Origin of the sequence: Actinosynnema sp. NPDC050801 (assembly GCF_040673975.1) — a bacterium.
Lineage (GTDB): Bacteria > Actinomycetota > Actinomycetes > Mycobacteriales > Pseudonocardiaceae > Actinosynnema.
This window is the reverse complement of the sequence record NZ_JBFAQZ010000010.1, coordinates 283,409-304,734: the sequence shown is the minus strand read 5'-3', so window position 1 is coordinate 304,734 and position 21,326 is coordinate 283,409. Positions and strand designations below refer to the sequence as shown.

The 21,326-nt window shown below is 68.7% G+C and carries 17 protein-coding genes and 2 pseudogenes; 6 read left to right on the top strand and 13 right to left on the bottom strand.

Annotated features, from left to right (window positions below; all coding sequences use genetic code 11):
- Positions 1-185 precede the first annotated feature (185 nt).
- Positions 186-1,961 carry a hypothetical protein gene (locus tag AB0K14_RS23740; RefSeq protein ID WP_360454865.1) on the top strand — a complete coding sequence of 592 codons (1,776 nt, stop codon included), beginning with the start codon at positions 186-188 and terminating at the stop codon, positions 1,959-1,961.
- 97 nt (positions 1,962-2,058) lie between these two features.
- Here the strand turns inward: AB0K14_RS23740 and AB0K14_RS23735 are convergent, their stop codons facing one another.
- Positions 2,059-3,591: an ISL3 family transposase gene (locus AB0K14_RS23735; RefSeq protein ID WP_364338688.1), complete on the bottom strand. Its 1,533-nt coding sequence runs from the start codon at positions 3,589-3,591 to the stop codon at positions 2,059-2,061.
- A 421-nt stretch (positions 3,592-4,012) separates the two neighbouring features.
- Here AB0K14_RS23735 and AB0K14_RS23730 point away from each other — a divergent pair, with 421 nt between their 5' ends.
- A complete protein-coding gene (locus AB0K14_RS23730; RefSeq protein WP_360454867.1) occupies positions 4,013-4,309 on the top strand; it encodes a hypothetical protein in 297 nt (98 codons plus the stop codon).
- On the opposite strand, the gene AB0K14_RS23725 is transcribed toward AB0K14_RS23730, so the two are convergent.
- From AB0K14_RS23725 to AB0K14_RS23705, 5 genes and pseudogenes are all read right to left on the bottom strand, one after another.
- On the bottom strand, positions 4,306-4,491 hold the full coding sequence (locus tag AB0K14_RS23725; protein WP_360454870.1) for a hypothetical protein: 186 nt from the start codon (positions 4,489-4,491) through the stop codon (positions 4,306-4,308). The two genes, AB0K14_RS23730 and AB0K14_RS23725, sit on opposite strands and share 4 nt — an antisense overlap.
- A 179-nt stretch (positions 4,492-4,670) precedes the next feature.
- Positions 4,671-4,859 (bottom strand): transposase, encoded by a 189-nt coding sequence (locus AB0K14_RS23720; protein WP_364338697.1) that lies wholly within the window; start codon positions 4,857-4,859, stop codon positions 4,671-4,673.
- A 47-nt stretch (positions 4,860-4,906) separates the two neighbouring features.
- A pseudogene (locus tag AB0K14_RS23715) lies at positions 4,907-5,473 on the bottom strand (winged helix-turn-helix domain-containing protein); the annotation flags it as partial.
- A 133-nt stretch (positions 5,474-5,606) separates the two neighbouring features.
- Positions 5,607-6,020, bottom strand: a complete 414-nt coding sequence (locus tag AB0K14_RS23710) for a hypothetical protein (RefSeq protein ID WP_360454873.1) — start codon at positions 6,018-6,020, stop codon at positions 5,607-5,609.
- A 493-nt stretch (positions 6,021-6,513) separates the two neighbouring features.
- On the bottom strand, positions 6,514-7,620 hold the full coding sequence (locus AB0K14_RS23705; protein ID WP_360454876.1) for an integrase core domain-containing protein: 1,107 nt from the start codon (positions 7,618-7,620) through the stop codon (positions 6,514-6,516).
- A 1,023-nt stretch (positions 7,621-8,643) separates the two neighbouring features.
- Between AB0K14_RS23705 and AB0K14_RS23700 the strand changes: the two genes are divergently transcribed.
- Entirely contained in the window at positions 8,644-9,147 is a 504-nt protein-coding gene (locus tag AB0K14_RS23700; protein WP_360454879.1) for a hypothetical protein, read from the top strand.
- A 144-nt stretch (positions 9,148-9,291) separates the two neighbouring features.
- A complete protein-coding gene (locus AB0K14_RS23695; RefSeq protein ID WP_230573067.1) occupies positions 9,292-9,762 on the top strand; it encodes a hypothetical protein in 471 nt (156 codons plus the stop codon).
- A 17-nt stretch (positions 9,763-9,779) separates the two neighbouring features.
- On the opposite strand, the gene AB0K14_RS23690 is transcribed toward AB0K14_RS23695, so the two are convergent.
- Entirely contained in the window at positions 9,780-12,749 is a 2,970-nt protein-coding gene (locus AB0K14_RS23690) for a BTAD domain-containing putative transcriptional regulator (RefSeq protein ID WP_360454882.1), read from the bottom strand.
- Between the two features lie 1,157 nt (positions 12,750-13,906).
- Between AB0K14_RS23690 and AB0K14_RS23685 the strand changes: the two genes are divergently transcribed.
- Positions 13,907-14,560 (top strand): lytic polysaccharide monooxygenase, encoded by a 654-nt coding sequence (locus AB0K14_RS23685; protein WP_360454885.1) that lies wholly within the window; start codon positions 13,907-13,909, stop codon positions 14,558-14,560.
- 403 nt (positions 14,561-14,963) lie between these two features.
- Here the strand turns inward: AB0K14_RS23685 and AB0K14_RS23680 are convergent.
- The 6 genes and pseudogenes from AB0K14_RS23680 to AB0K14_RS23655 form a co-directional block, all read right to left on the bottom strand.
- Positions 14,964-15,317 (bottom strand): annotated as a pseudogene (locus AB0K14_RS23680) (integrase core domain-containing protein); the annotation flags it as partial.
- Positions 15,318-15,610: 293 nt separating this feature from the next.
- On the bottom strand, positions 15,611-16,699 hold the full coding sequence (locus AB0K14_RS23675; RefSeq protein WP_360454888.1) for a hypothetical protein: 1,089 nt from the start codon (positions 16,697-16,699) through the stop codon (positions 15,611-15,613).
- The gene (locus AB0K14_RS23670) at positions 16,657-17,631 is read right to left on the bottom strand and encodes an NACHT domain-containing protein (protein ID WP_360454891.1); all 975 of its coding nucleotides are present in this window, start codon (positions 17,629-17,631) and stop codon (positions 16,657-16,659) included. Before AB0K14_RS23670 ends, AB0K14_RS23675 begins: the two co-directional genes overlap by 43 nt.
- Entirely contained in the window at positions 17,628-18,248 is a 621-nt protein-coding gene (locus AB0K14_RS23665) for a hypothetical protein (RefSeq protein WP_360454894.1), read from the bottom strand. Before AB0K14_RS23665 ends, AB0K14_RS23670 begins: the two co-directional genes overlap by 4 nt.
- Complete coding sequence (locus AB0K14_RS23660; protein WP_360454897.1) at positions 18,245-18,766, bottom strand: helix-turn-helix domain-containing protein; 522 nt, start codon at positions 18,764-18,766, stop codon at positions 18,245-18,247. The genes AB0K14_RS23665 and AB0K14_RS23660 overlap by 4 nt, the downstream gene beginning before the upstream one ends.
- A 770-nt stretch (positions 18,767-19,536) precedes the next feature.
- Complete coding sequence (locus AB0K14_RS23655) at positions 19,537-19,833, bottom strand: integrase (RefSeq protein WP_360454900.1); 297 nt, start codon at positions 19,831-19,833, stop codon at positions 19,537-19,539.
- Between the two features lie 214 nt (positions 19,834-20,047).
- On the opposite strand from AB0K14_RS23655, the gene AB0K14_RS23650 reads away from it, so the two are divergent.
- Entirely contained in the window at positions 20,048-21,052 is a 1,005-nt protein-coding gene (locus AB0K14_RS23650; protein ID WP_360454903.1) for a DUF2399 domain-containing protein, read from the top strand.
- Positions 21,053-21,326: the final 274 nt, after the last annotated feature.

The window sequence follows — 21,326 nt, the reverse complement described above, 5'->3', positions numbered from 1 at the left end:
CGATCCGATCCGACAACCGCGCATCTGTCTCAGGCTTGACCTGCCCAGGCCGTGGCATCCAGCACCTCCAGGACGCACAACCTACCCGATCAACCATTAAGTCACTGGTATTGCTGTTAGGTGCGGTGATATTGGTGTCGGGCGTGGTGACTGTGACGGCGGAGGCGGCACCTCACTCCACGCGGATGTATCCGGTGCTGGCTTCCTACACCGACTCCGCGAAGCGTCACACCGCGTTCCCGTGGCAGGACCAGGACGCGCCGCTGGGCGCCTCGACGCGTGACGGTCGACTGCACGTCTCGCGGGTCTACCTGACGTTCGACGTCGCGCAGTTCGCCGGGACCCGGGTCCTCGACGCGAAGCTCTTCCTCCAGGAGAGCTCGACGGCCGACTGCGACAAACGGGCGATCGAGGTGTGGCAGACCGCGCCGGTCACCGGTGATCCCACGTGGGCTGACGCGCCGAGACGTAAGCGTTGGTTGGACGACTTCACCGCGACGGGGGTGTGCCTGTCCTACCCGTCCTTCGACGTCGCGGCCGCGGTGCGGGACGCGTCGACGCGCAACGAGTCCCGGATCACGTTGGAAGTCGCCGTGCCGGCGACGCTCGAACGCGACACCACTTACGGCCGGACGTTGTACGGGTATTACAAGGCCGCACTGAGCGTGCAGCACAACCGGGTACCGTCCATTGTGGACCAGTACAGCCACAACTCCGGGAAGCCGTGCGCTACCACGCTTCCCTACCCGAAGCTGAGCACCTCGTTCGTGACGCTGGAAGCGCTGCCCGCCGACGACGACCCGGGCGACCGCAGCCCGTATCGCCTGACCGTCGACTTCGTCCTGTGGCCACAGGACGACCCGACCGCACGAATCGAGAAGGCCTCGCATTCTGCGAGCACCACTAGGGTGGGCAGCGCGAGCTTCCCGGAGCTCGTAGACGGGAAGGTCTACTCCTGGCAGGCACGCGCCGGTGACGGCGCCGACACGTCGGCCTGGTCGACCCCCTGCCACTTCGTCGCCGACGCTGTCGATCCGTCGACGCCCACGATCACCTCGCCGAACTACCCGCCGTACGACGGTTCCTCGACGGTGCCCGTGGGCGAGGACGGCGTGTTCGTCTTCGACGCCCGAGGTGACGCCGACACGATCGGGTTCGGCTACACCTGGGGCAGCACGATCCCGGTGCCCGGGTGCTCCACCGGGGAGTTGGGCCAGCTGATCTGCTCGGACCCGTTGGAGGGCGGCCAGGCGGTCCGGGCGGACCACCCCGGCGGCACGGCCACGATCACCCTCGCCCCACCCAGCGCCGGCCCGCAGAAGCTGACTGCGTGGTCGATAGATGCCGCGGGCAACCGCTCGGGACCGAGCGAGTACCTGATGTACATCCCGGTCACCAGCCCTTCCGTCACCCTGGTCGGCGATGAACCGCGGTGGAACCAGGACGTGACCCTGCGGTTCGCGCCACTGCCCGCCCTGGCCGACCGCACCGTCGACTTCGTCTACCGCGTGGATTCGCGTGAACAACAGGTGGTCGCGGTCGGCGCGGACGGCACCGCGACGATCACCTTCCGGGCCGACAACCCGACGGGCCACACCGTTACCGTCAACGGTCGCAGCGCCAACGGCTGGCTGTCCGGTGCGGCGAGCTGGACCCACTACTTCTTCCCGGGGCCGGGGGTGCACTCGGACGTGTACACCGACAGCGGCGAACCGACCGGGGGCGTGGGCGTGCCCGGCACGTTCACCTTCAGCCCACCGCCGGGCTGGACCCAGGTCGCGAGCTACAGCTACTCCGTCGACTGGGGCGAGTACGTCGACGTCCCGGCCGGTCCGGACGGCACCGCGACGATCACGTTCACACCGGACACCAGCGATCACCATGACCTCGACGTCTACGCGATCGACGCCGACGGGCGGTACAGCGACTACAGCAACCGCTTCTCGTTCAACGTCGCATGACCGCGGTGGGCCCTGCTCCCACACACGCCGAGCAGGGCCCTCTTCCGCCCGAAAAGGGGTCTATCTCGTGATCGGCTCTGGCGCACTTCCGGTGGTGTCATCCGAGGAGGATGCGGTGACGAAGAAGGGCGAAGCTGGCTCGTCCGTACATCTGGCGTTTGAGCAGCTTCGTCTTGGTGTTCACGCCTTCGGTGCGTCCGTTGTGGTGGTCGAGGGTGATCGCGGCGGTGACGGCGTCGATGTCCTGGGCGATGCCGCGTGCGAAGGAGTGCACGTGGGGTAGGTCCGCCTCGCGCGCCGCGGTGGTCCACGCTGACAATCGGGCCGCGTTGTCCTTGTGGGGTGCGAGCAGCGCGGCGAAGGAAGGCACAATGCTTGCCAGCGCCGTCATTTCCGGGCAGGCCGCGGTCAGGGCGTCGAGCCGGTCGCGTTGCCGTTCGGCGAGATTCTCCGGTCGGGTCAGCAGCAGTCGGGCGGCCCGACGTGACGACAGGTGCGAATGATCGTCGAGGTGCCGTCCCTGGTTGAGGTACCGCACGAGGAGGTTCTGGCTGCCGTTGTAGCCCAGGGCGCGGATTTCGCCCAGCAGTGCGGTGGCCCCCACACCCGGCTCCTGTTCACGGCGGGTGCGGAGGTGGTCCCGGTACGGGTCGACCATGCAGGCCCGGTACTTCGGCACCCGCTGGATGCGCTCCGGTGTGGCCGCGCGGGCGTAGCGCTTGACCGTGTTCATCGCCAGCCCCAGGCGGCGCGAGCAGTCCAGCAGCCCGACGCCGGCCTCGCGCAGGGCATGGATCTGCCGCCACCGGTCGAGTGTGGTCTCGGCGAGCTTTCCCTGGCGCAGTCCCGTGGCCGAGGCCCAGCACGCGCTGTGGGCCGCGACCTCCCTACCCGCGGCGTCGCACAGGCCGTGCCACAGATGCCACCGGTCGGCGACCTGAATCCCGTGCGGCAGCGCGTCCCGCACGGCCTGCGCGTAGGCGGTGGAGCCGTCCCGGCACACCACCTCGACCCCCGGATGCCTCCGCAACCACGTGGCCACCACGTCGGCGCCGCGTCCGGGCAGCACGTCGATCCGGGCACCGGTGTCGGCGTCGATCACCACGGTGGCGTAGTCGTGACACCTGCGCAGTGCGAAATCGTCGATCCCCAGCACCCGTGGCACCGCGCGATCCGGTAACGGGATGCCCAGCAGGACCCGCACCGCGGTGTCCCGACCGACCACGATCCCCAGCGATGGTAACAATCGAGCGGAGGCCCTGCCCGCCAGCTCGCGCACGACACCGCGAACCTGCTCACCCAGTCGCGCGGTGCGTCGTTGGTACCGCTCGATCAAGCCCGGTACCTGCTCCCGGAACGTCCGGCGCGCACATTCCGTGACAGGGCAACGCATCCGGCGCATCCGCACCCTGACCAGCACCCGACGTCCATCGACCGGCACATCCGCGAGAACCCGCTCATGGAAAGCGTGAACCCGGCCCGTCGATGTGCCACAAGCGGGACACGCCACCGCATCGCCCCTGGTCGACGCCCACACCACGATCACATCACCCGCGTCCTCGACACCCTCGACCGACAGCGCCGAAAGCCCCGAGAACACCGTGCCGACCAACTTCGCCACTTGAGCCATAAATGATCACGACAAGCCTCGGCCCCCGTCACGGCCTGGGCCCACCGCACCACCACCGGAAGTGCGCCAGAGCCGATCTTGAAACAGGCCCCGTTCATGATCTTGTGGTTCATCGCAGCACCATCTCCGGACGTACCAGCAATCGCAGCGGACGAAGCAGGTCGATCGGAAGTCGGTGCAGCAGTGTCGCGAGGAACGCCCGGTCGCCAGGGGAGAACCGCGGGAGACGAACGCGTTGGTCACGACCAGGTAGGCCAGTCGGAGCATCATGGCCGGTCATAATGCCGCGTCAGCCGACGCGCTGCGGATCTGCGGCCGCACCCACGGGCGCCTTGGCCCTTCACGCTATACACGGCTTCAACCTGCATGGATGGAGTTATCGGCAGGCACACGACCGAACTGATTTGGGAAAGGCCGAGAGGTGTTGCTCTTCCACGTCGAGGACCAGACGCACCATCGTGTCAGAAACTTCACCGATGACTCAGCGAACTCCTTCCTGGGAGTGGCGCGGCGGTGCGCTGCCAACGGCAGTCGTGTGATGGACGTGATCGACCCGTACACGGACACGATGCTGAACTTCATCCAGCTCGACCGCCTGATCGGCGAACTCGGTGCGCTGCTGGCATCGGGAGAGCTGGTCGGGCCCGAACGGGACCTGCTGGCCGCGGCGAAAGAAGCGAGAGGGCTCAGCGGCTACTTGTTCATCGTCGGTGATTAGCCGCGCGGGTAGGGATCGCGGGCGTTGGTGTGCCAGAGCCGCAGGGCACCGTCGATCGCCGCCGTGACCACGACCTCGCCGGTGGGGTTGGACACCAGGGCGGGGATGGTCGTCGCGCCACGGTCGGCGGGATGACCGGTGAGTACGGTGCCGATCGACTGGTGGGTTGAGGGTGAGTTCAACCGGTCGATGCAACACCGGGCTGTTGAAGTGAGCGTAGCTGCTCTTCGAAAACCTCGGCAGCGTCGAACGAGGCGGTGAACTGGCTGGCCCGGTCGCGGATGAGGAATCGGAGGTCGTCTGCCCGGTCGCCGACGTTCATCACTAGATTGCGTAAGCGCAGGTCAGGACACGTGGCCGACTATTGGCACCCCACAGGCATCGGGTGAAGTTCGATCCGGTCGGCGTTGGCCTGCAGCCAGGAGCGGGCGGCCTTGCTCCGGTGGACTGGGTGACGGTCGGCGACGATGTGCACCTTCCGGCCGGCCTGGCGGCCGACGCGGTCGAGGAAGGTGGTGAACACGGCTGCGGTGAAGCGCTCGGTGAACACGGTGAACCACAGCGCGCCGCGTGAGGCGACGGCGACATGACGTTGACCCGCAGTCGTTTTCCGGTCACCCGCACGATCGGCGTGCGGCCTTTGGGCGCCCAGGATCGGCTGGGTGACGCGGCGTCGGAGCGCAGTCCGCACTGGTCGACCCACGCGATCGCGGCGCCCTCGGCCTTCGCCCGTGTCTCGATCGCCGGGTACTGCTCGTCGAGCCAGGCCCGCACCGCGGCGGGCTGCTGTTCGTAGGCACGACGTGCCGGGCGCTGTGGGGTGAACCCGTGTCTACGCAGCGACAAACCGACGCCCTGCTCGGTCATGTCGACCCCGACAACCAGCCTGATCAGCTCGACCACCGCCGGACGGGTCCACAACGGGCCGCCGATCAGCAGCTCCTCGGGCGTGTAGTCGGCCATCGCCGCGAACAGGGTGCCGCGGTCCTCGGGGCTGATCAGTTCGGCCGGCCCCGGCCGACGACCCGGTCGCACCGCCAGGCCGTCGCGGCCCTGCTGCCGGTAGGCACGCCACCAGGTGCCCACCGACCGCACCGAGACCCCGAACACCTCCGCGGCCTGTCTGTAGCCCTCGACCTGCCCGGACTCCAGCGCCGCGACCACCCGCAACCGCAGCACCTCCTGCTCCGCAGGAGACAACCGGTGCGCACCCTCAAGTTCGACCACGCACGTCAACCTACAGACAACCGATCACTTTCGATTCAATATCGGCAGGTACACGGCGGCGGTGGATCGGTCAGTTCTCCTTGGTCACATTGACGTCCCAAAGTGTGCCGGTCGCCTTGTACACTGCAATCTCGCCGTTCTTGCAGAACCTGAACGAAGCACCTGCCGCCTTCTCGCCTGCGATCGCCTGCACGCGGGGCCAGACTTTGAAGCCATCGGCAGCATACATGACGAGGTCGATCGTGCGTTCCTGCCCGTTCGCGAACTTGGCGGACGCGGGCGTGCTGACGACGCCTCCCTGCGGCAGTTCGATCCGTCCTTCCAGCTTTAGTTCGAAAAGTCCGCTGTTGATCATTTTCACCTTCTGGTAGCAACTGAGCCTGGGCGTTTCCTGTTCGGCGCCCCAAGCCTGTGGACTTGTGGGGCCGAGCATCGCCAGTGTCAGGGTGACGAGTACTCCGAACGAGGTGCGAAATGATTTCATGTCATTCCTTCTTCCGGGTCGTCCCGGCCAATTGGTCGAGAGGATCAAATTTTAATGTAAAGTGTTTCCTTCAGGCACTTCCCTGAAGGGGTGGAGCTTCCGGTAGGAATGAGCTACACACCGCGAACCTGGTCACCCGTACGCGTACGCCACCCACCTCAAGAGAGTTGAAGCACCCCGCGTGGCTCGAAGCGGACAGCGGGCTGTGCTTGCCGGGGATGTCGTCCGCGCAGGTCAGGCGCCGTAATGGGATCCGTCGATGATGCCGGCCTGTGGGGTGCCAATAGTCGGCCACGGGTCTGACCTGCGTTTACGCAGCGATGGGTTCGTACTCGTTGATCAGGCCGCCGAGGACTGGTCGGCGGCGTAGCGAGATGTGGCCCGGTTCTGGGATCTGCTGGTTCGGTCGTGGTGGCAAGAGTTGCAGTGCTCTGTGTGGTCTGCGGTGGTTGTAGTGGGCCGCTGTGCTTGCCAAAAACGTCGTCCGTGCAGGTCAGGCGGCGTGGTGGTACTCGTTGAGGATGCCGCCCAGTCGTTGTCGTCTGCGGATGTCGAGTCGGGTGTCCGCTACTTGATTGGTGACGGCTGGTGGCAGCGTGCGCAGTGGTCGGGCGTTGGCGATGCCTTGGTGGGGGCGGTGGGTGTTGTAGAACTTCTCGTACTGGCGTAGCGCATGGAGTAGGTGCGGTTGGTTCCAGATGAGGGTGCGGTCGAGGAGTTCGTGACGGCAGCTGCGGATCCAGCGTTCCATGATCGCGTTCATGCGCGGGATGCGGACTCCGCTGAGGACGACCTGGATGTCCGCGTCGGCGAGGACGGCGTCGAACAGGGCGGGGTACTTGCCGTCGCGGTCGCGGATCAGGAATCGTGCGGTGCTGCCTGCGTCGTCGAGGTCCATGACGAGGTTCCTGGCGGCTTGGGTGAGCCAGGATGCGGTCGGGTGCGCAGTGGCGCCGAGGACGTGGATCCGGCGGCTGGCGTGCTCGATCACCGCGAGTACGTACAGTCGGGTGCCGCTCAACGTGGAGGCCTCGAAGAAGTCGCAGGCCAGGAGCGCGTCGGCCTGTGAGCGGAGGAAGGTTGACCAGGTCGTCGTGGTGCGTTCGGGTGCCGGGTCGGTTCCGGCGTCTTTGAGGATCTGCCAGACGGTGGAGGCTGCGATCTTGATGCCGAGCACGAGGAGTTCTCCGTGGATGCGGCGGTAGCCCCAGGCGGGGTTCTCCCGTGCCAGGCGCAGCACCAGGAGTCGGATCGAGCGGATGGTTCGTGGTCGGCCGGGCCGTTTGGGGCGGGATCTGGTCGCGTGGTGTCGTGCGATGAGGTCCCGGTGCCACCGCAGCACCGTCTCCGGTTGCACCAGCAGTCGGAGCCGACGAAGCGTGGCGGCCGGAAGTCGGTGCAGCAGTGCCGCGAGGAACGCCCGGTCACCGGGAGAGAACCGCGGACGGACGTTACTCAGCTGGCGTTCCAGGACCGTGATCTGGTGCCGTAGCACCAGGATTTCCGTGTCTTTGTCCCGGTCGCTCATGGGCAGCAGTCGCAGCAGTCGCAGCAGCGCGAAGGCGTTGGTCACGCCGAGGTAGGCCAGTCGGAGCAGCACAGCTGGTCATCATGCCGTGCTGGTCGACGTCACAGCGGAGGCAGCCGTGCCCGCGAACGCTCAACTGCCCTTGGGCTTCGTGCGTCCTCTACCTGCATGGATGAGGTTATCGGCAGGCACAGGGTGCGGGAGGTGTCGACCTGCGCTCGACCTCGGCAATGGACGCGGTGGCACAGTTGCGCGGTCTGGCGGTGTGGATGGTGCTGCCCTTCGTGCTGGCGCTGGTCGACCCGGATGCCGCGTTGCGTTGCCCGGCGACGCGCCGTCCGCGCCCGAACAGGATCGGCAGGGTCGGGGGCGTGGCGCTCCCCGTACCCGCGTGTGGGAGTTGACCTATCGCACCTCGGGACGCCACCTGCGCCTGGTGTAGAGCGTCCCGCCGTTGCGCCGCCGCACGTGGTGCCCTACGCACGGGGTGCCTCCGTACGGGAGTGCAGCGAGGGCGGGACCGCACACTTCTCCCTGCCGGACGAGGCGCTGGACGCGACGCGGCAGGCGTCGCGCGAGCCGACGGACGCCACGGGATCAACCCGGTGAGCCCGTCGACGGTTAAACTAGCTGCGGATCATCCCTCATCCATGGTATGCGGGCCGGTGACACAGCCGCGAGACGATGTCCGGGTGAGCGACGAGAGTAACAACGTGAACACGTATCGGTGGGCGTTGGCGGCGGCGGCGGCCCGGGGCAGCACCGACAGGCTTGCCAGCGGCGACGAGCGAATGCACTGGACGGTCGTCCACCGCCTGCTGACCGAGCACGGTTCGGCCGAGGGGCAACCCGAGGTATGCGCCGACTGCGGCACGGCGTGGCCGTGCGGCGTGGTGAACGGAGCCGTGCGGACCTGCGGATGGGGCCGGCGGGCAACTGATTGGGGCCTGGGTGTCAGGCGGGGTCGACGGTGAGCGCCCACCGGGTTTTCACCGTCACCCATGCGACGACGTACCGGCACGGCCGGTTGGTGCGGCGCCACCGGACCGCGACGACGAGCTGAGCGACTGGACGTGGAGCGACGGCGGTGCGGCGATGCCGCCGCTCGCCCGCTACCTCATGCACCTGGCCGAGCTGCGCTACCAGATGCCCTGCTCGCCGACCTCGACGAGACGGTGGCCGGGGCTGCGAGGCGAGCAGGACGAGGGGTGGATGGCGTTCTTCACACCCAACGCCCTGTCCGCGTCGACCGGCATCGTCTACGGCGAGCTGGCGCAGGTGGTCGATCCGCGGTACGCGTGTCTGGCGGTGCTGCTGTTGACCGCGGCCGTGGACGGCTACGGGGACGACATGACGCGCAGTCGGGCGTTCAGCCTCATCTCGCTGGCCGCCTGCCACCTGATCGACGACCGGGTGGACGCGGGAGTGGAGGCGGGGGAGTGTGCGGTCGAGCTGTGCGAACGGCTGGGGTCCCACCGCACCGTCGAGCGGCTGCGGCAGTTGCGCAATGAGGTGGAACGGCGGCGATCCCACCGCGGGGCACGCGAACTCGCCGATCGCATCCGCGCGTTCCGGCCACCGTCCTCGGTGGAGTGCTGACCGCGCCCGCGGCCACCGCGATGGTTGGTTCGCGGCTGCCGGAACTCCGCAGATCCTCCTCCGAACCCGCTCCGAATCGCCTTCTCGCGCGCGAGGGGTGCGGCTGTTAGAGGGTTGTGAGACCGCGGGCCCACGCTCACCGGCATGAGAAAACTGACATGGATCGCCGCGCTGGTCGGCTTGTTGCTGGCCGTGTTGTCCGGGGGCGCTTCGGCGACAGCCGCAGACGCGGCACCCGACCGCCAGGTGCACACCCTCGACGTACCGGTGGCCGGCACCGCCGGCGCAGGCGAGGCGGCCTGTGAAGCCCGGCTGAACAACGGACCCATCGGTCACGGCATCTGCGGCACGGATGCGACGGAGATGAGGTTCTCCGACGGAACCCAACGCATGTTCATCATCGGGCTCGACCACGCGGTCTGGAACATCGTCCAGTACCCGAACGGCACGCAGAGCGGGTGGCGCAGCCTCGGCGGCTGGCTCAAGGTGGGCGTGTACCCGTACATCTACGACCAGCGGTACTCCTACGACCTGGAGATCTGGTCCTACGGGCGCGACAGCCTGAAGTGGTGCCGGGCACTGCACGGCAGCTGGGGCGCGTGGCACCGTTGCTGATCCGCTGAAGGGGTCGCTCACCGGGGGAACGGCGGGCGACGGAGGCAGGCTTCCTCCAGGCCCAGGCCGGCGACGACGGCCTGGGCCTCGTCGTCGCAGGCCCGCGCGGCGGCGCTGTCGCCGACCGCGGCGCGGGCACGGGCGAGCCGGGCGAGGGCACGGGCGACGTCGAGCGGGTCGGCGGCCCGGCGGCGCAGCTCGACGGTGTCGCGCAGCAGGTCGACGGCGTCCGGCCAGCGCCCGCACAGGGCGGCGATGTCGGCGAGGCTGCGCAGCACGCTCGCCAGACCGTCCCAGTTCGCGCGCTTGTCCTGCACGACCCGCAGCTCGTCCAAGCGGGCGGCGGCCCGGTCCAGCCGCCCGAGCGCGATGTCCACGTCGGCGGCGGTGTGCCCGATGGCGGCCAAGCCGAACTCGTCACCGACGGCGCGGGCGATCCCGGCGCTCTCGGTGAGCACCCGCTCGGCTTCGTCGAGCGAGCCGACGTCGATCAGCGCCATGCCGTAGCGGCGCAGCAGGATCGCGGTCTGCCGGGACGGCCGCTCGTCACGCTCCACCTCCAGCGCCTCCTGGAACAACGGGAGGCTCTGCTCGGGCCGACCCGACTCGGCGTGCACGTCGGCCAGGCCGCGCAGCGGTTTGGCGAGGAACTGCCCGCCGAGCCGGGCCTCCCGGGCCACGGCGATCGCCTGTTCGAACCACCCGGCGGCCTCGCCGAGTCGTCCGGTCATGAGCGCGGCGACACCGCGGTGGTGCAGGGCGCCCGCCTGGCGCGCCGGGTCGCCGAGCGTCCACGCCAGGTGCACCTGGCGGTCGGCGACGGCGGGCAGCTCGGTGTAGCGGGACATCTGCAGGCTCGCCAGGAACAGCGCGTGCAGCAGGCGCACGCTCAGGTCGTGGTGGCCCTCGACGGTGACCGCGTCGATCGCGGTGCGCAAGGCGTGGTCGCGGTCGTCGTCGTAGGCGCGCAGCTGGAGGAACCCGACCAGCCGCAGGGCCAGCGCGCCCGCCAGGTACGCCTCGCCGAGCGCGCACGCCTGGTCGACGGCGGTGAGCAGGCTGATGCGCTCGGTCTCGCACCAGTCCAGCGCCGTGTCCCGGCTGGGAGGGCTCGCCCCGTCCGGCAGGGGCGGCGCGGCCAGTCCCGCCGCGTTGTCGGTTCCGTGGTCGATCACCTCGTCGGCCGCGGTGAGCAACGCCAGCCAGCCGTTCAGTACGCGGATCTGCGCCGCGGTGCGCTCCTGCTCTCCTTCCTCGGTGGTCGCCTGTTCGACGGCGTAGTCGGCGACGAGGTCGTGTAGCCGGTAGCGGGCCCGGCCGACCGGCTCCACCAGGTGCACCTCGACGAGCTGGTCGAGCAGCCGGTCGGCGTCCGGCGTCCCGGCCACCGCCCGCGCCACCCACGCGGGCCAGTCCGGCGCGGCGATCAGGCCGAGCCTGCGCAGCACGAGGCGCTGCCCGGGGGAGAGCGCGTGGTAGGTCAGCCCGATGCTCGCACGGACGTCGAGGTCGCCGATGGACAGCTCGTCCAGCCTGCCGCGGTGCTCGGCGAGCCGGTCGGCGAACTCGGCGAGCGTCCACTGCGGCCGCACTGCCAGCCGTGCCGCGGCGATCGACACGGCCAGCGGCAGCCGTCCGCACGACTCCACGACCGCCGCCGCGGCCTCCGGCTCGGCTCGCACCCGCTGGTGGCCGACGACGCTGGTGAGCACCGCGATCGCGTCGTGGCGCCGCAGCACCGGGACCGTCCAGCGGTGCACGCCGACCAGCGCCGCCAAGGCGCGGCGCGAGGTCACCAGGACCGCGCACCCACCGGAGCCGGGCAGCAGCGGCCGCACCTGCTTCTCGGCGGCCACGTCCTCCAGCACCACCAGCGTCCGGGTGCCCGCGAGCCTGCTGCGGTACAGCGCGACGCGCTCGTCCGGGTCCTCCGGCAACGCCGACGCGGCGACGCCGAGCGCCCGCAGGAACCGGGCGGTGACGGCGTGCGGGTCGGCCGGGTGCGCCGAGCTGCCGCGCAGGTCGGCGTACAGATGCCCGTCGGGGAACCGGTGGACCGACTGGTGGGCGGCGACCAGCGCCAGGGTGGTCTTGCCGATCCCGCCGGGGCCGACCAGCAGCCCGACCGGCGCGACGTCACCCGTCGGGCGCAGGGCGGTGGTGATCCGGTCGAGCAGGTCGTCCCGGCCGGTGACCACCGGGGGTCGTGGTGGGAGCTGGCGGGGCACCACGTGCTCGGGCCCGCGGTCCGGCTCGGACGCGTCGTCGCGCAGGATGCGCTGGTGCAGGTGGCGCAGGGAGCGCCCCGGCTCGATGCCCAGTTCCTCGGCGAACAGGCGGTGCACCCGCTGGTAGCAGGTCAGCGCGTCCGCGCGCCGCCCCGCCGCGACCAGGGCGAGCATCTGCTTCTCGTGCAGGAACTCGCGGAACGGGTGCTCGGCGATGAGCGCCGGCACCTCCGCGAGCACGACGTCGGCCCGGCCCAGTGCCAGCTCGGCGTCCAGCCGCGCCTCGACGGCGGCCAGCTTCTCGTCGTGCAACGCCTGCCGGACCGCGCCGACTGACTCGTCGGCCACGTCCGCCAGGGCCGGCCCCCGCCACAGGGCCAGCGCCTTGGTCAGCGCCGCCACGGCACCGGCGTGGTCGGTCTCGGCGCCGGCCCGCCTGCCCCGGTTGACCAGCGCCCGGAACTCGGCGAGGTCGAACCCGTGCGGGCCGAGGGACAGCTGGTAGCCGCCGGGCCGTGAGGCGATCAGCTCACCGCTCGCGTGCAGCCGACGTCGGAGGTTGCTGATCATGTTGTGCAGCTGCGCCCGCGCCGAGGACGGGGGATCGGGCCACAGCGCGTCGACCAGCGCGTCCGCCGTGACCAGCCGGTCGGCGCCGAGCAGCAACGTGGCCAGGACGAACCGCTCCCTGGCGCTGCCCGTCGCCAGCCGCTCGCCCCCGTCGAGCACCTCGACCGGTCCGAGCACCCCGAAGTACAACCGCCGAACCTCCGCCAGTTCCACTGCGCCGCGCCTGCGGTGGGCCCGCGCGGGAGCCCACGGCCGGCGGCGTCGAGTCGGACACCCCGCGGACCCGAACCCCTCCCCGTCGTCGGGCCCGGTCCGAGTCTGCCACCGCGCTGCCTCCCGGAGACGTGTTTGAGATTTCCGGGCGCCGGGGGCGTGCGTCTCTCACCCGCTTGGCCCTCTTCGGTGGCGGCTCACCGGTTGTCGAGCGGCGCAGTTCGCGGATCACTCCTCGCCGGACGGATCGTCCGGCGCACCGTCGTACTCCTGGCGGAGCCGCGCCGGCTCCTGGAGCGCCGACAACAGCTCGTCCTCGCGGTAGGTGCGGCCGGCCTCCAGGTAGTCGGGTGCTGGCGCCGGACCGGAGGTGGCGGTCGTGGGAGTGCCGAGGCTGCGGCGTGGTGAGCGTCGGCTACTCGGTGCGGGCCGACGCGGTGTTGTGTGCGGCGTGCGTGCGTGCGGGTACGCGAGGGCAAGACATTGGTCAGCGCCCGCGAGGTGTGGGAGGAGATCGTGGAGCTGGAGACCAGACGACTGGGGCGTCGGACCGCCTTTCGCGAGCGAGTTGGCGGAGGCGCGGGCGTTGCGGGAGTCGGCGTCGGAGGTGTTCGAGGCCGCGCTGGAGACCGAGCTGCTGCACGTGGCCGACGCGGACGGCACGGTGCGTCCGGCGAAGTGCGCCCGGTGCCGTGGGCCGGTGCGGGCACGGGACGGGGCGAGGTTCGGCGCGGCCCTGTACCTGCCGAAAACTCCATCCACGCAGGTAGAGGGCGTTTCGGGCCAAAGACCTCGAAGCGCTCACAGCACGGCTGTCATCCGGCGTGGCATTGGCCAGCACGGCATGATGACCGGTTGTGCTGCTCTGATTGGCCTACCTCGGTGTGACCAACGCGTTCACGCTGCAGTGCCTGCTGCCCATGAGCGATCGGGACGAGGACGTGAAGATCCTGGCGCTACGCCACCAGCTCACGATCCTGGAACAACGACGGTGCGTTTGTAGTTCGAGGATGAGGTGGTCACCGGCAACCACTCCGTCGGCGCTGTCCGACCCCGTGCACGGACGGTTACAGTTCGATGCAGGAGCGCTCCCATCACATCCTTGACGGATCATCCTCGATGAGGAGGAGAGAGTGGCGCTCATATCGCTCCCTGCAAACAGCAAGAGCCTGCTCGTCCGGGTCTTCGCGACGTTTCTGACCCTGGGCGCGCTCATGGCGAGCGTGCTGACCGGCGTCGCCGAGGCGTACGGGACCCCCACCGATCCGCCGTCGCGGACCTATGGCTGCTGGAATCGTTGGCACACCGACCCCTTGAACCCGGTGATGCCCCAGGCCGACCCGATGTGCTGGCGGCTCTGGCAGTCCGACCCGAGCGCGAGGTGGTACACGGAGGGTGTGTACCGCGATGGTGCGGAGGGCCCGGTTCCCAACGGCCGGTTGTGCAGCGCCGGGCAGGCGCGGTACGGGGCGCTGGACGAACCAGGCAGGTGGCAAGCGGTACCCAGAAGCAGGCAGTTCACCGTCACCGTGATCGACCGGACCCGTCTCGGGGCGGACTACCTGCGGGTGTACCTGACGAAGCAGGGGTACGATGCGACGACCACGCGGTTGGGCTGGAACCACCTCGATCTGGTCATGTCCACCGGACGCATCACGAATGTCGGACAACTTTCGTTCATGTTGGACGTGGCCAACCGCACCGGTCGTCACGTGGTGTACTCGGTCTGGCAACTCGGCAGCTCGGACCGGGCGTACTACTCCTGCACGGACATCATCTTCCAGTGATGTCTTGAGGCGGTGTGCCTGCCGATAACTCCATCCATGCACGTTGAAGCCGTGCGTAGCGTGAGGGGGGAGGTGCTCGTGAGTGCGACTTCAGGTCCGCAGCGTCCTCGGCTGACACGGCATGACGACCGACCGTGCTACTCCGACTGGCCTACCTCGGTGTGACCAACACGTTCGCGTTGCTGCGCCTGCTGCCCATGAGCGACCGGGACAAGGACACGGAGATCCTGGCGCTGCGCCACCAGATCATGGTCCTGCAACGTCAACTCGGAGACGCCCGCCGCGGTTCTCCCCCGCCGACCGGGCCTTCCTCGCGGCACTGCAGCCGCCGGATCCGCGTCCTCGGCGCCACCGCGCACCCAACCGCATCCTGGGTCACCCCAAGCCGCCAGGAACCTCGCCATGTGGCTGGTGGTCGGTTCCCGGCAGCGGTGTGGGGGCGATGGTAGTTGTAGTGCACATTCCAGACCGCCAAGGCGTCGATGCGTTGTTGTTCGCTGGTCCGGACGCGGGCATGGAGGAACTCGTCGCCCAGGGTGCGCTGGTAGCGCTCGACCTTGCCGTTGTGGCGCGGGGTGTAGGGCGTGATGCGCTGGTGGCGGGCTCCGAGCAGGACCTTGGCGAAGTCGTGGGCGCGGTAGCAGGAGCCGTTGTCGGTGACGACGCGGTGGATGTGGTCGATGCCGTGGGCGGTGAAGAACGCCCGGGCGCGGTGGGTGAAGCCGATCGCGGTGACCGCCTTCTCCGATGCCACAGCAGATGGCAGCCGTGACCCTGAGCGCCTCGGGACCCCAAGCGCCGTGCGTCTTCTACCTGCATGGATGAGGTTATCGGTCGGCGCAGGGTTCGACTGGCCAGCGACCCGCTCCTTCCTGCACCAGCGCGTCGTGCGTTGCCAAGGTTCGTCCTGGCCGCTGGCGCAACGCCAACGCCCGCCACCCCGACATCCTCGACGCCCGATGTCGCGAACGAGCCCGCATCCGCAGCGAACGCCACCGACGCCGACCACGAGCAACCTGACCAACCCGGTGAACCTGAGTGGTCAACGTATTAGCGTGCTCCTTCCCGGGCGACCAGCCAGTTCCTCAGCTCGGCGTGCCGGAACTCGTACCGGTTGCCCTCCCTGCGCAACAGGCCCACCTCGCAACACCAGTCGAGGAACCTCGTCGGCCGGACGGGCGAGGCGCCGCGGAAGCTGCACCAGCCCAGGGTGATCAGGCCGCGCGGCACCGTTGTCTGGTGTTGCACGGTGTACGCGAGCCCTAGGGCCGACCACATCGCGACACCGGCCGCCATGCCGTGGAACACGGCTGTCGACACCCCGAAGAACAGCCCCCAACACCCGAATCCCCACGCGATCCCTTCTCGGACGTCACGTGCGACGAGCAGGTCCAGCCGGGCGTAGAACATCAGGAAGTCGAGCTTGTGCCGCTCACCGATCCTGCCGGAGAGGGTGAGCACGACGGTGACCACGATCATCGCGACAGCTACACCGGCCCCGTGCAGGAGCGCTTTGTGCCAGCCCGACAGCCACGCCAGGGGAAGTGAGGCCAGGAACAGCCCGAACCCCGTCACGGCCGCCACTTGGAGTTGCTCGGCCATCGGCGGCACAGGCGAGTGGTTCATCGGGTGCTCGGGATCGGTGAAGTTGTCCCAGACCGACTGCGGCAGCGGGTGCTCCTGCTCGACCTGCGCCGATAGCCACGCTGTGGCCAGAAGGAACACTGTGGCGACGACGTGCACCGGTTTCACCTCGCCCGCGAAGGCCCACAGTCCGAACACCGATGCCACCGACAGGGTGAAGCACGTGAAGAGAAGTTTTGCGGGACGATCGTAGACCAGGTATTCGAGGTGGTGCGCCGCGAACGGTTCGCACGGCAGCCCCCAGGACCGCCGTTCCACGTGCTTGGCGATGAGCCCGAGCCACCGGTCGACCTTGCGTTCCGGATACCGCCATCCGCCCGGCGTCGCACGCGCGGTGCGCGCCCGGACGAAATGTGCCATCAACAAGTCGCCGATCTCCTCGTCGGAGGTCGCCGAGAGCAGTCGCGCCACCGGATCGACCGACGAATCCTGTCGGCCGATCAGCGCGGCGATCAGGCTGAGCCGCCACGGGGTGGACACCGCCCGTGCGAGCACACCGCAGGTTCCGCCTCGGCCCGCGCGACGACGCGAAGCCAGCGCAGTTCCTCTTCCGTGCTCCTGGACCGCCGCTCGACGTACTCCCGGATCCGCTCGACGTCCAGCGGCTGGATCCGCACGACGGTGGCGTCCAGCACGCCCGTTGCTGACGAGCGCACGAGATCGTCGTAGTCCTCGGGTCGGCTGGTGAGAACGACGCGCCCGAAGGTGTTCGAGCCGTAGTAGTTGTTCACCGCTTCCACGACCTCGGCTTGGCCTGCTCGTCCGCCGGGTGTCTCGTCGAGTCCGTCGAGCACCGGGAGCACCCGCCGTTCCGTGACCCACTGGTCCGCGACATCCCGCGGAACCCCGTAACGGTCGGCCAGGAACGACGCTACCCACTGCGCGAGCGGCTGCCGCCGCCACGTCGACAGCGGTAGGCGTACCGCTATCACCTCGGGCGCGCGTTCTGACAGCAGCCGGACCACGAGTTCGAATGACAGCAGCGTCTTCCCCGCGCCCGCCCCGCCGAGGACGACCAACCGACCGGTCCGCAGCGTGTCGACGTATTCCAGGACACCGGAGAACGTGCCGCTCGCGCCGCCTTCGTCCGCGCGGTACTGGACGAGTTCCCGTTCGAACGCCACCGGTGCGACGGCCGACGCGTCGCCTTCGAGTAACTGAGCCCGCTGGCTGCGGTGGTAGTCCAGAACCGCCGCGACGTGACGCGCTATCGGGACGGCCTCCCTTCCCGACATCGCGGAGAACAGCCATTGCAGGACCATCAACCCGAGGCCGGCGACGGCCACGGGCAACGCGACGATGTTCGCGATGGCCGCCGACGCGCCGAGGTCGCCCGGGCCGACACCGATGAAAGCCCACCAGCAGGTGTAGCCCACGACCGCGCCGACCAACAGCACGGCCCCGATGCGACCGGAACGACGCTTCATCTCACCCGCCGATGTGCACGTGGGACGCCCAGAGGGAGGAGTCGCAGGATATCGGGACGGATGGCCACGGTCGTCACCTTGAGGGCTTCGCCGAGATCGTGTGGGGTGCCAGAACTCGGCCACACTGTCTGACCTGCGGTTAGGCTGCTCTGGGTTCGTACTCGTTGATCAGGCCGCCGAGGACTGGTCGGCGGCGTATCGAGGTGTGGCCCGGCTCTGCGGTCGGTGGGTCTGGTCGCGGTGGTGCGAGTTGCAGTGCTCGGTGGGGTCGGCGGTGGTTGTAGTGGGCCGCGTAGCAGCGTTGGCAGGTGGTGTTCGTTGGTGATAAGCAGTCGGTCGGTGACTTCGCGTCTTACGGTGCCGACGAACCGTTCGGCGTAGCAGTTGGCTCGTGGACACCGTGGTGGAATCCTCACGACCTGGATGCCTGCGCCGGAGAAGGCCGCGTCGAACGAGGCGGTGAACTGGCCGGCCCGGTCGCGGATGAGGAACCGGAAGTCGTCTGCCCGGTCGCCGATTTCCCTGAGCAGGTTTCGGGCTTGTTGGGTGGTCGAGGGTCCGTCGGGGTTGGTGGTGGTGCCGAGGATGTGGACGTAGCGGGTGGCGACCTCGATCACGAAGAACACTGCGCGCGCAGGAACCGCCGCCACGAAGTGTCGCTGTCGCGCTCGGGTGCGGGCGGTATGCGTAGGCGCTTGAGTACGCGGCGCACGGTCGAGGCGGCTATCCGGTGGCCGAGTTTGAGCAGTTCGCGTTGGATGCGGCGGTAGCCCCGGCCGGTGTTCTCCCGGACCATCCGCTCGATCAACGCCATCACGGCATCGTCGACCGGCGGGCGCCCGATCCGGTTCGGGTAGGTCCACTTCTTCGCGACCAGGCGCCGGTGCCATCGCAGGACGGTGCCCGGCGTCACCAACCGGTGTTGCCGTAACCAGCCAGGCAGGCTTCGCGCCAACGCGGCGAGCACCGCACGATCGGCCCAGTCCAACCGCGGGCGAGGGTCGGCCCGACGCAGCACGGCGACCTCGTGCCGCAGCACCAGCAACTCCACGTCCTTGGCCGTCGATGACCGACCGAGCAGAACCAACCGGCCGACGACCCGGACGAAGATCAGGTAAAGCAGTCGTAGCGCCACGCCTCACGATCATGCTCCTGCAGCACGTGGTGTGCGATCGCCGCAGCTCTGCGCCTCAGTGCAGAGTTCTGGCACCCCACAGGTTCACGACTTCCAGGAGCATGTGGGAGCGGGTAGTGGGAGCAGAATGGGAGCCGTCGGGCGCGCTCAATAGCGCTGAACCGCATTCAACGGCCCCCAATGGTCATATTTTTCCTGCGGTAATTCTGTTTACGCTGGTGAGGTAATTATTCCGGCTTCATTCACACCGAAGAGGTCACTGGTTCGATCTCAGTATCGCCCACAGTTTGTTTTTCCAGGTCAGCGGCCCGCAGACGGATCACCGTCTGCGGGCCGCTGATCGTTCTGGGGGGCAGTTTGGGAGCAGGCCTCCTTTGAGAGCCCTCGCATTTGTGGTCGGATTCGTCTGTCTTCGGTAATGAAACCGCTGGTCGCGCATCCATGGCCTTGATCGACATCCCGAGTGTCGCGGTGACCACTTCGTACCGCACCGAAGAGGTCACGGGTGCGGTTGACTGTCGTTCGGGTCGGTTGGTCGACCTGTGCGACGTCTTGCCGGGCCGGATCGGCTGTCACCGCGTACTGGTCCGCTTCCTTGTGACCTGGGCTGGTGCCGTCGCGGGAGATGCTGTGGGGGCCAGAAGTCGGCCACATGATCTCACCTGCGGATGCGGCGGTAGCCCCCAGGTGGGGTTGTCCTGTGCCAGGCGCAGCAGGAGAAGGCGGATCGAGCGGATGGTTCGTGGTCGGCCGGGCCGCTTGGGTCTGGATCAGGCTGCGTGGCGGCGGGGGAGGAGGTCGCGGTGCCACCGCAGCACTGTCTCCGGGCGTACCAGTAGTTGGAGTCGACGAAGCGCTTGCACCGGGAGTCGGTGCAGCAGTGCCGCGAGGAATGCCCGGTTGGCGAAGGAGAACCGTGGGCGGGCGTCTCCGAGTTGGCGTTCCAGGACCATGATCTGGTGGCGCCGCGGCGGGATCTCCGTGTCCTTGTCCCGGTCGCTCAGGGGCAGCAGGCGCAGCAGTGCGAAAGCGTTGGTCACGCCCAGGTAGGCCAGTCGGAGCAGCACAGTCGGTCATCATGCCTGTCAGTGACGAGACTGTGGATCACCAGCACTCTACGGGCTGCCCGAACCTGTTGGCCTGCTCACGCTTCTCACCTGCATGGATGAGGTTATCGGCATACACAAGGTTCACCACATGGGCCGTGCCCACCCTCGCCGGCTACGAAGAGTGTTCAGGCTGGCGTGCGCGCGCTCCGGATCGCGAAACTAGGCTCGGACGGTGAACTTGGACCAACCTGAGCTCGCCGAGCTGTGGCGGCTGGCCCGCGAGACCCTGGAGGGTGGCGGCCGGTCTGCGTTCGGCATTCGCGTCGAGGACGAGAAGACCGCCGCGGCGCTCACCGAACTGTTGCGCAAGCCGGTCGCGCACCCGGCCCGCCGGCAGATCTCGCTGGCGCGTCTGGACGAGCACGTCCGTGCGCACGGCAGCACGCTGACCGAGGTGCTGGAAGCGTTGCACGGCAGGCCGATCGGCATGTCCACGGCCGAGGAGGCCTCGACAGCCGACGCCGTGCTGAAGTTCGCACTGCGTCAGCACAACCTGCTGCACGAACCGTGGGCCGCACCGTGGATCGCGCACGTGCGCCGGTACGGCAAGATCCCACAACCGGCGTTGCCGATGCTCGCCAACCAGGCGGCCTGGGTACTCGGCAAGCTCGGTCCGACCACGACCCGGTACGCCTTGGCCGGCAACGACCTCGACGACGGACGGCCGCTCGCCCGCATCGTGGGCAAGGCGCTCGAACTCATGGGCACGACCTGGGAGCAGGCTGGAATCCTCAGGGACGCCTATAGCGACCCGGTGTTGACCTCCCAGGGCTACCTGACGCTGAACGACACCCTCGAGGCCCCGGAGATCACCGTTGTCCGCAGCCCACGCCTGCTCGAATCCGGCGTGCCCGGACCGTTGATGGTGCTCCCGAACGGCCTCACCGCACAGGCCAAGCACCACCTCATCGGCAAGGCGGTCCGCTGCCACAACGACTTCACACCGGACGGCGTCCGCGCGACCAACGACATCCTCGCCTGGACCGACGGCACGGCGTGGCGCATGTCGGCGAACGACTACCGCGAGGCCGTCACCACCCTGATCGCCCGCGGCGTCGAACTGCCGACGTTGAACAACGGCCCCGCGGAGGCTAACTGGGATCCCGACCTGGCCAAGACCATGACCACCACGGGCCTGATGGTCACCGAGGAGCACGTGCTGCCGTCACTCCTCTGACGGCGAACCGCTTCACGTCCCGCCGCCTGCGCCCCCGTGGATGATCTACGCACGATCCTCCGCAGGTCAGCGAGGTTCGACGTCCTTCGCGGCCCCGCTGCGCAGCAGCGCCGGCGGGGTGGACAGCAGCTTCCGAGCCGCTCTGTACAGCAGGGACACGATCACCCGGGACATGCTGTCGACGACCGACGCGTGAAACTGACCCTCTGGATGTTCCCGGTCAGTTCGTTGTGCACGAGGGCCGTTGTACCGCACGCCACTCTGTACAGGCATC

What these genes read in the sequence shown, in the direction of transcription:
- AB0K14_RS23740 (WP_360454865.1), top strand. Translation starts at nt 186, where the DNA reads ATGTATCCGGTGCTGGCTTCCTACACCGACTCCGCGAAGCGTCACACC.
- AB0K14_RS23735 (WP_364338688.1), bottom strand. Translation starts at nt 3,591, where the DNA reads ATGGCTCAAGTGGCGAAGTTGGTCGGCACGGTGTTCTCGGGGCTTTCG.
- AB0K14_RS23710 (WP_360454873.1), bottom strand. Translation starts at nt 6,020, where the DNA reads ATGAAATCATTTCGCACCTCGTTCGGAGTACTCGTCACCCTGACACTG.
- AB0K14_RS23700 (WP_360454879.1), top strand. Translation starts at nt 8,644, where the DNA reads ATGCCGCCGCTCGCCCGCTACCTCATGCACCTGGCCGAGCTGCGCTAC.
- AB0K14_RS23695 (WP_230573067.1), top strand. Translation starts at nt 9,292, where the DNA reads ATGAGAAAACTGACATGGATCGCCGCGCTGGTCGGCTTGTTGCTGGCC.
- AB0K14_RS23670 (WP_360454891.1), bottom strand. Translation starts at nt 17,631, where the DNA reads ATGAAGCGTCGTTCCGGTCGCATCGGGGCCGTGCTGTTGGTCGGCGCG.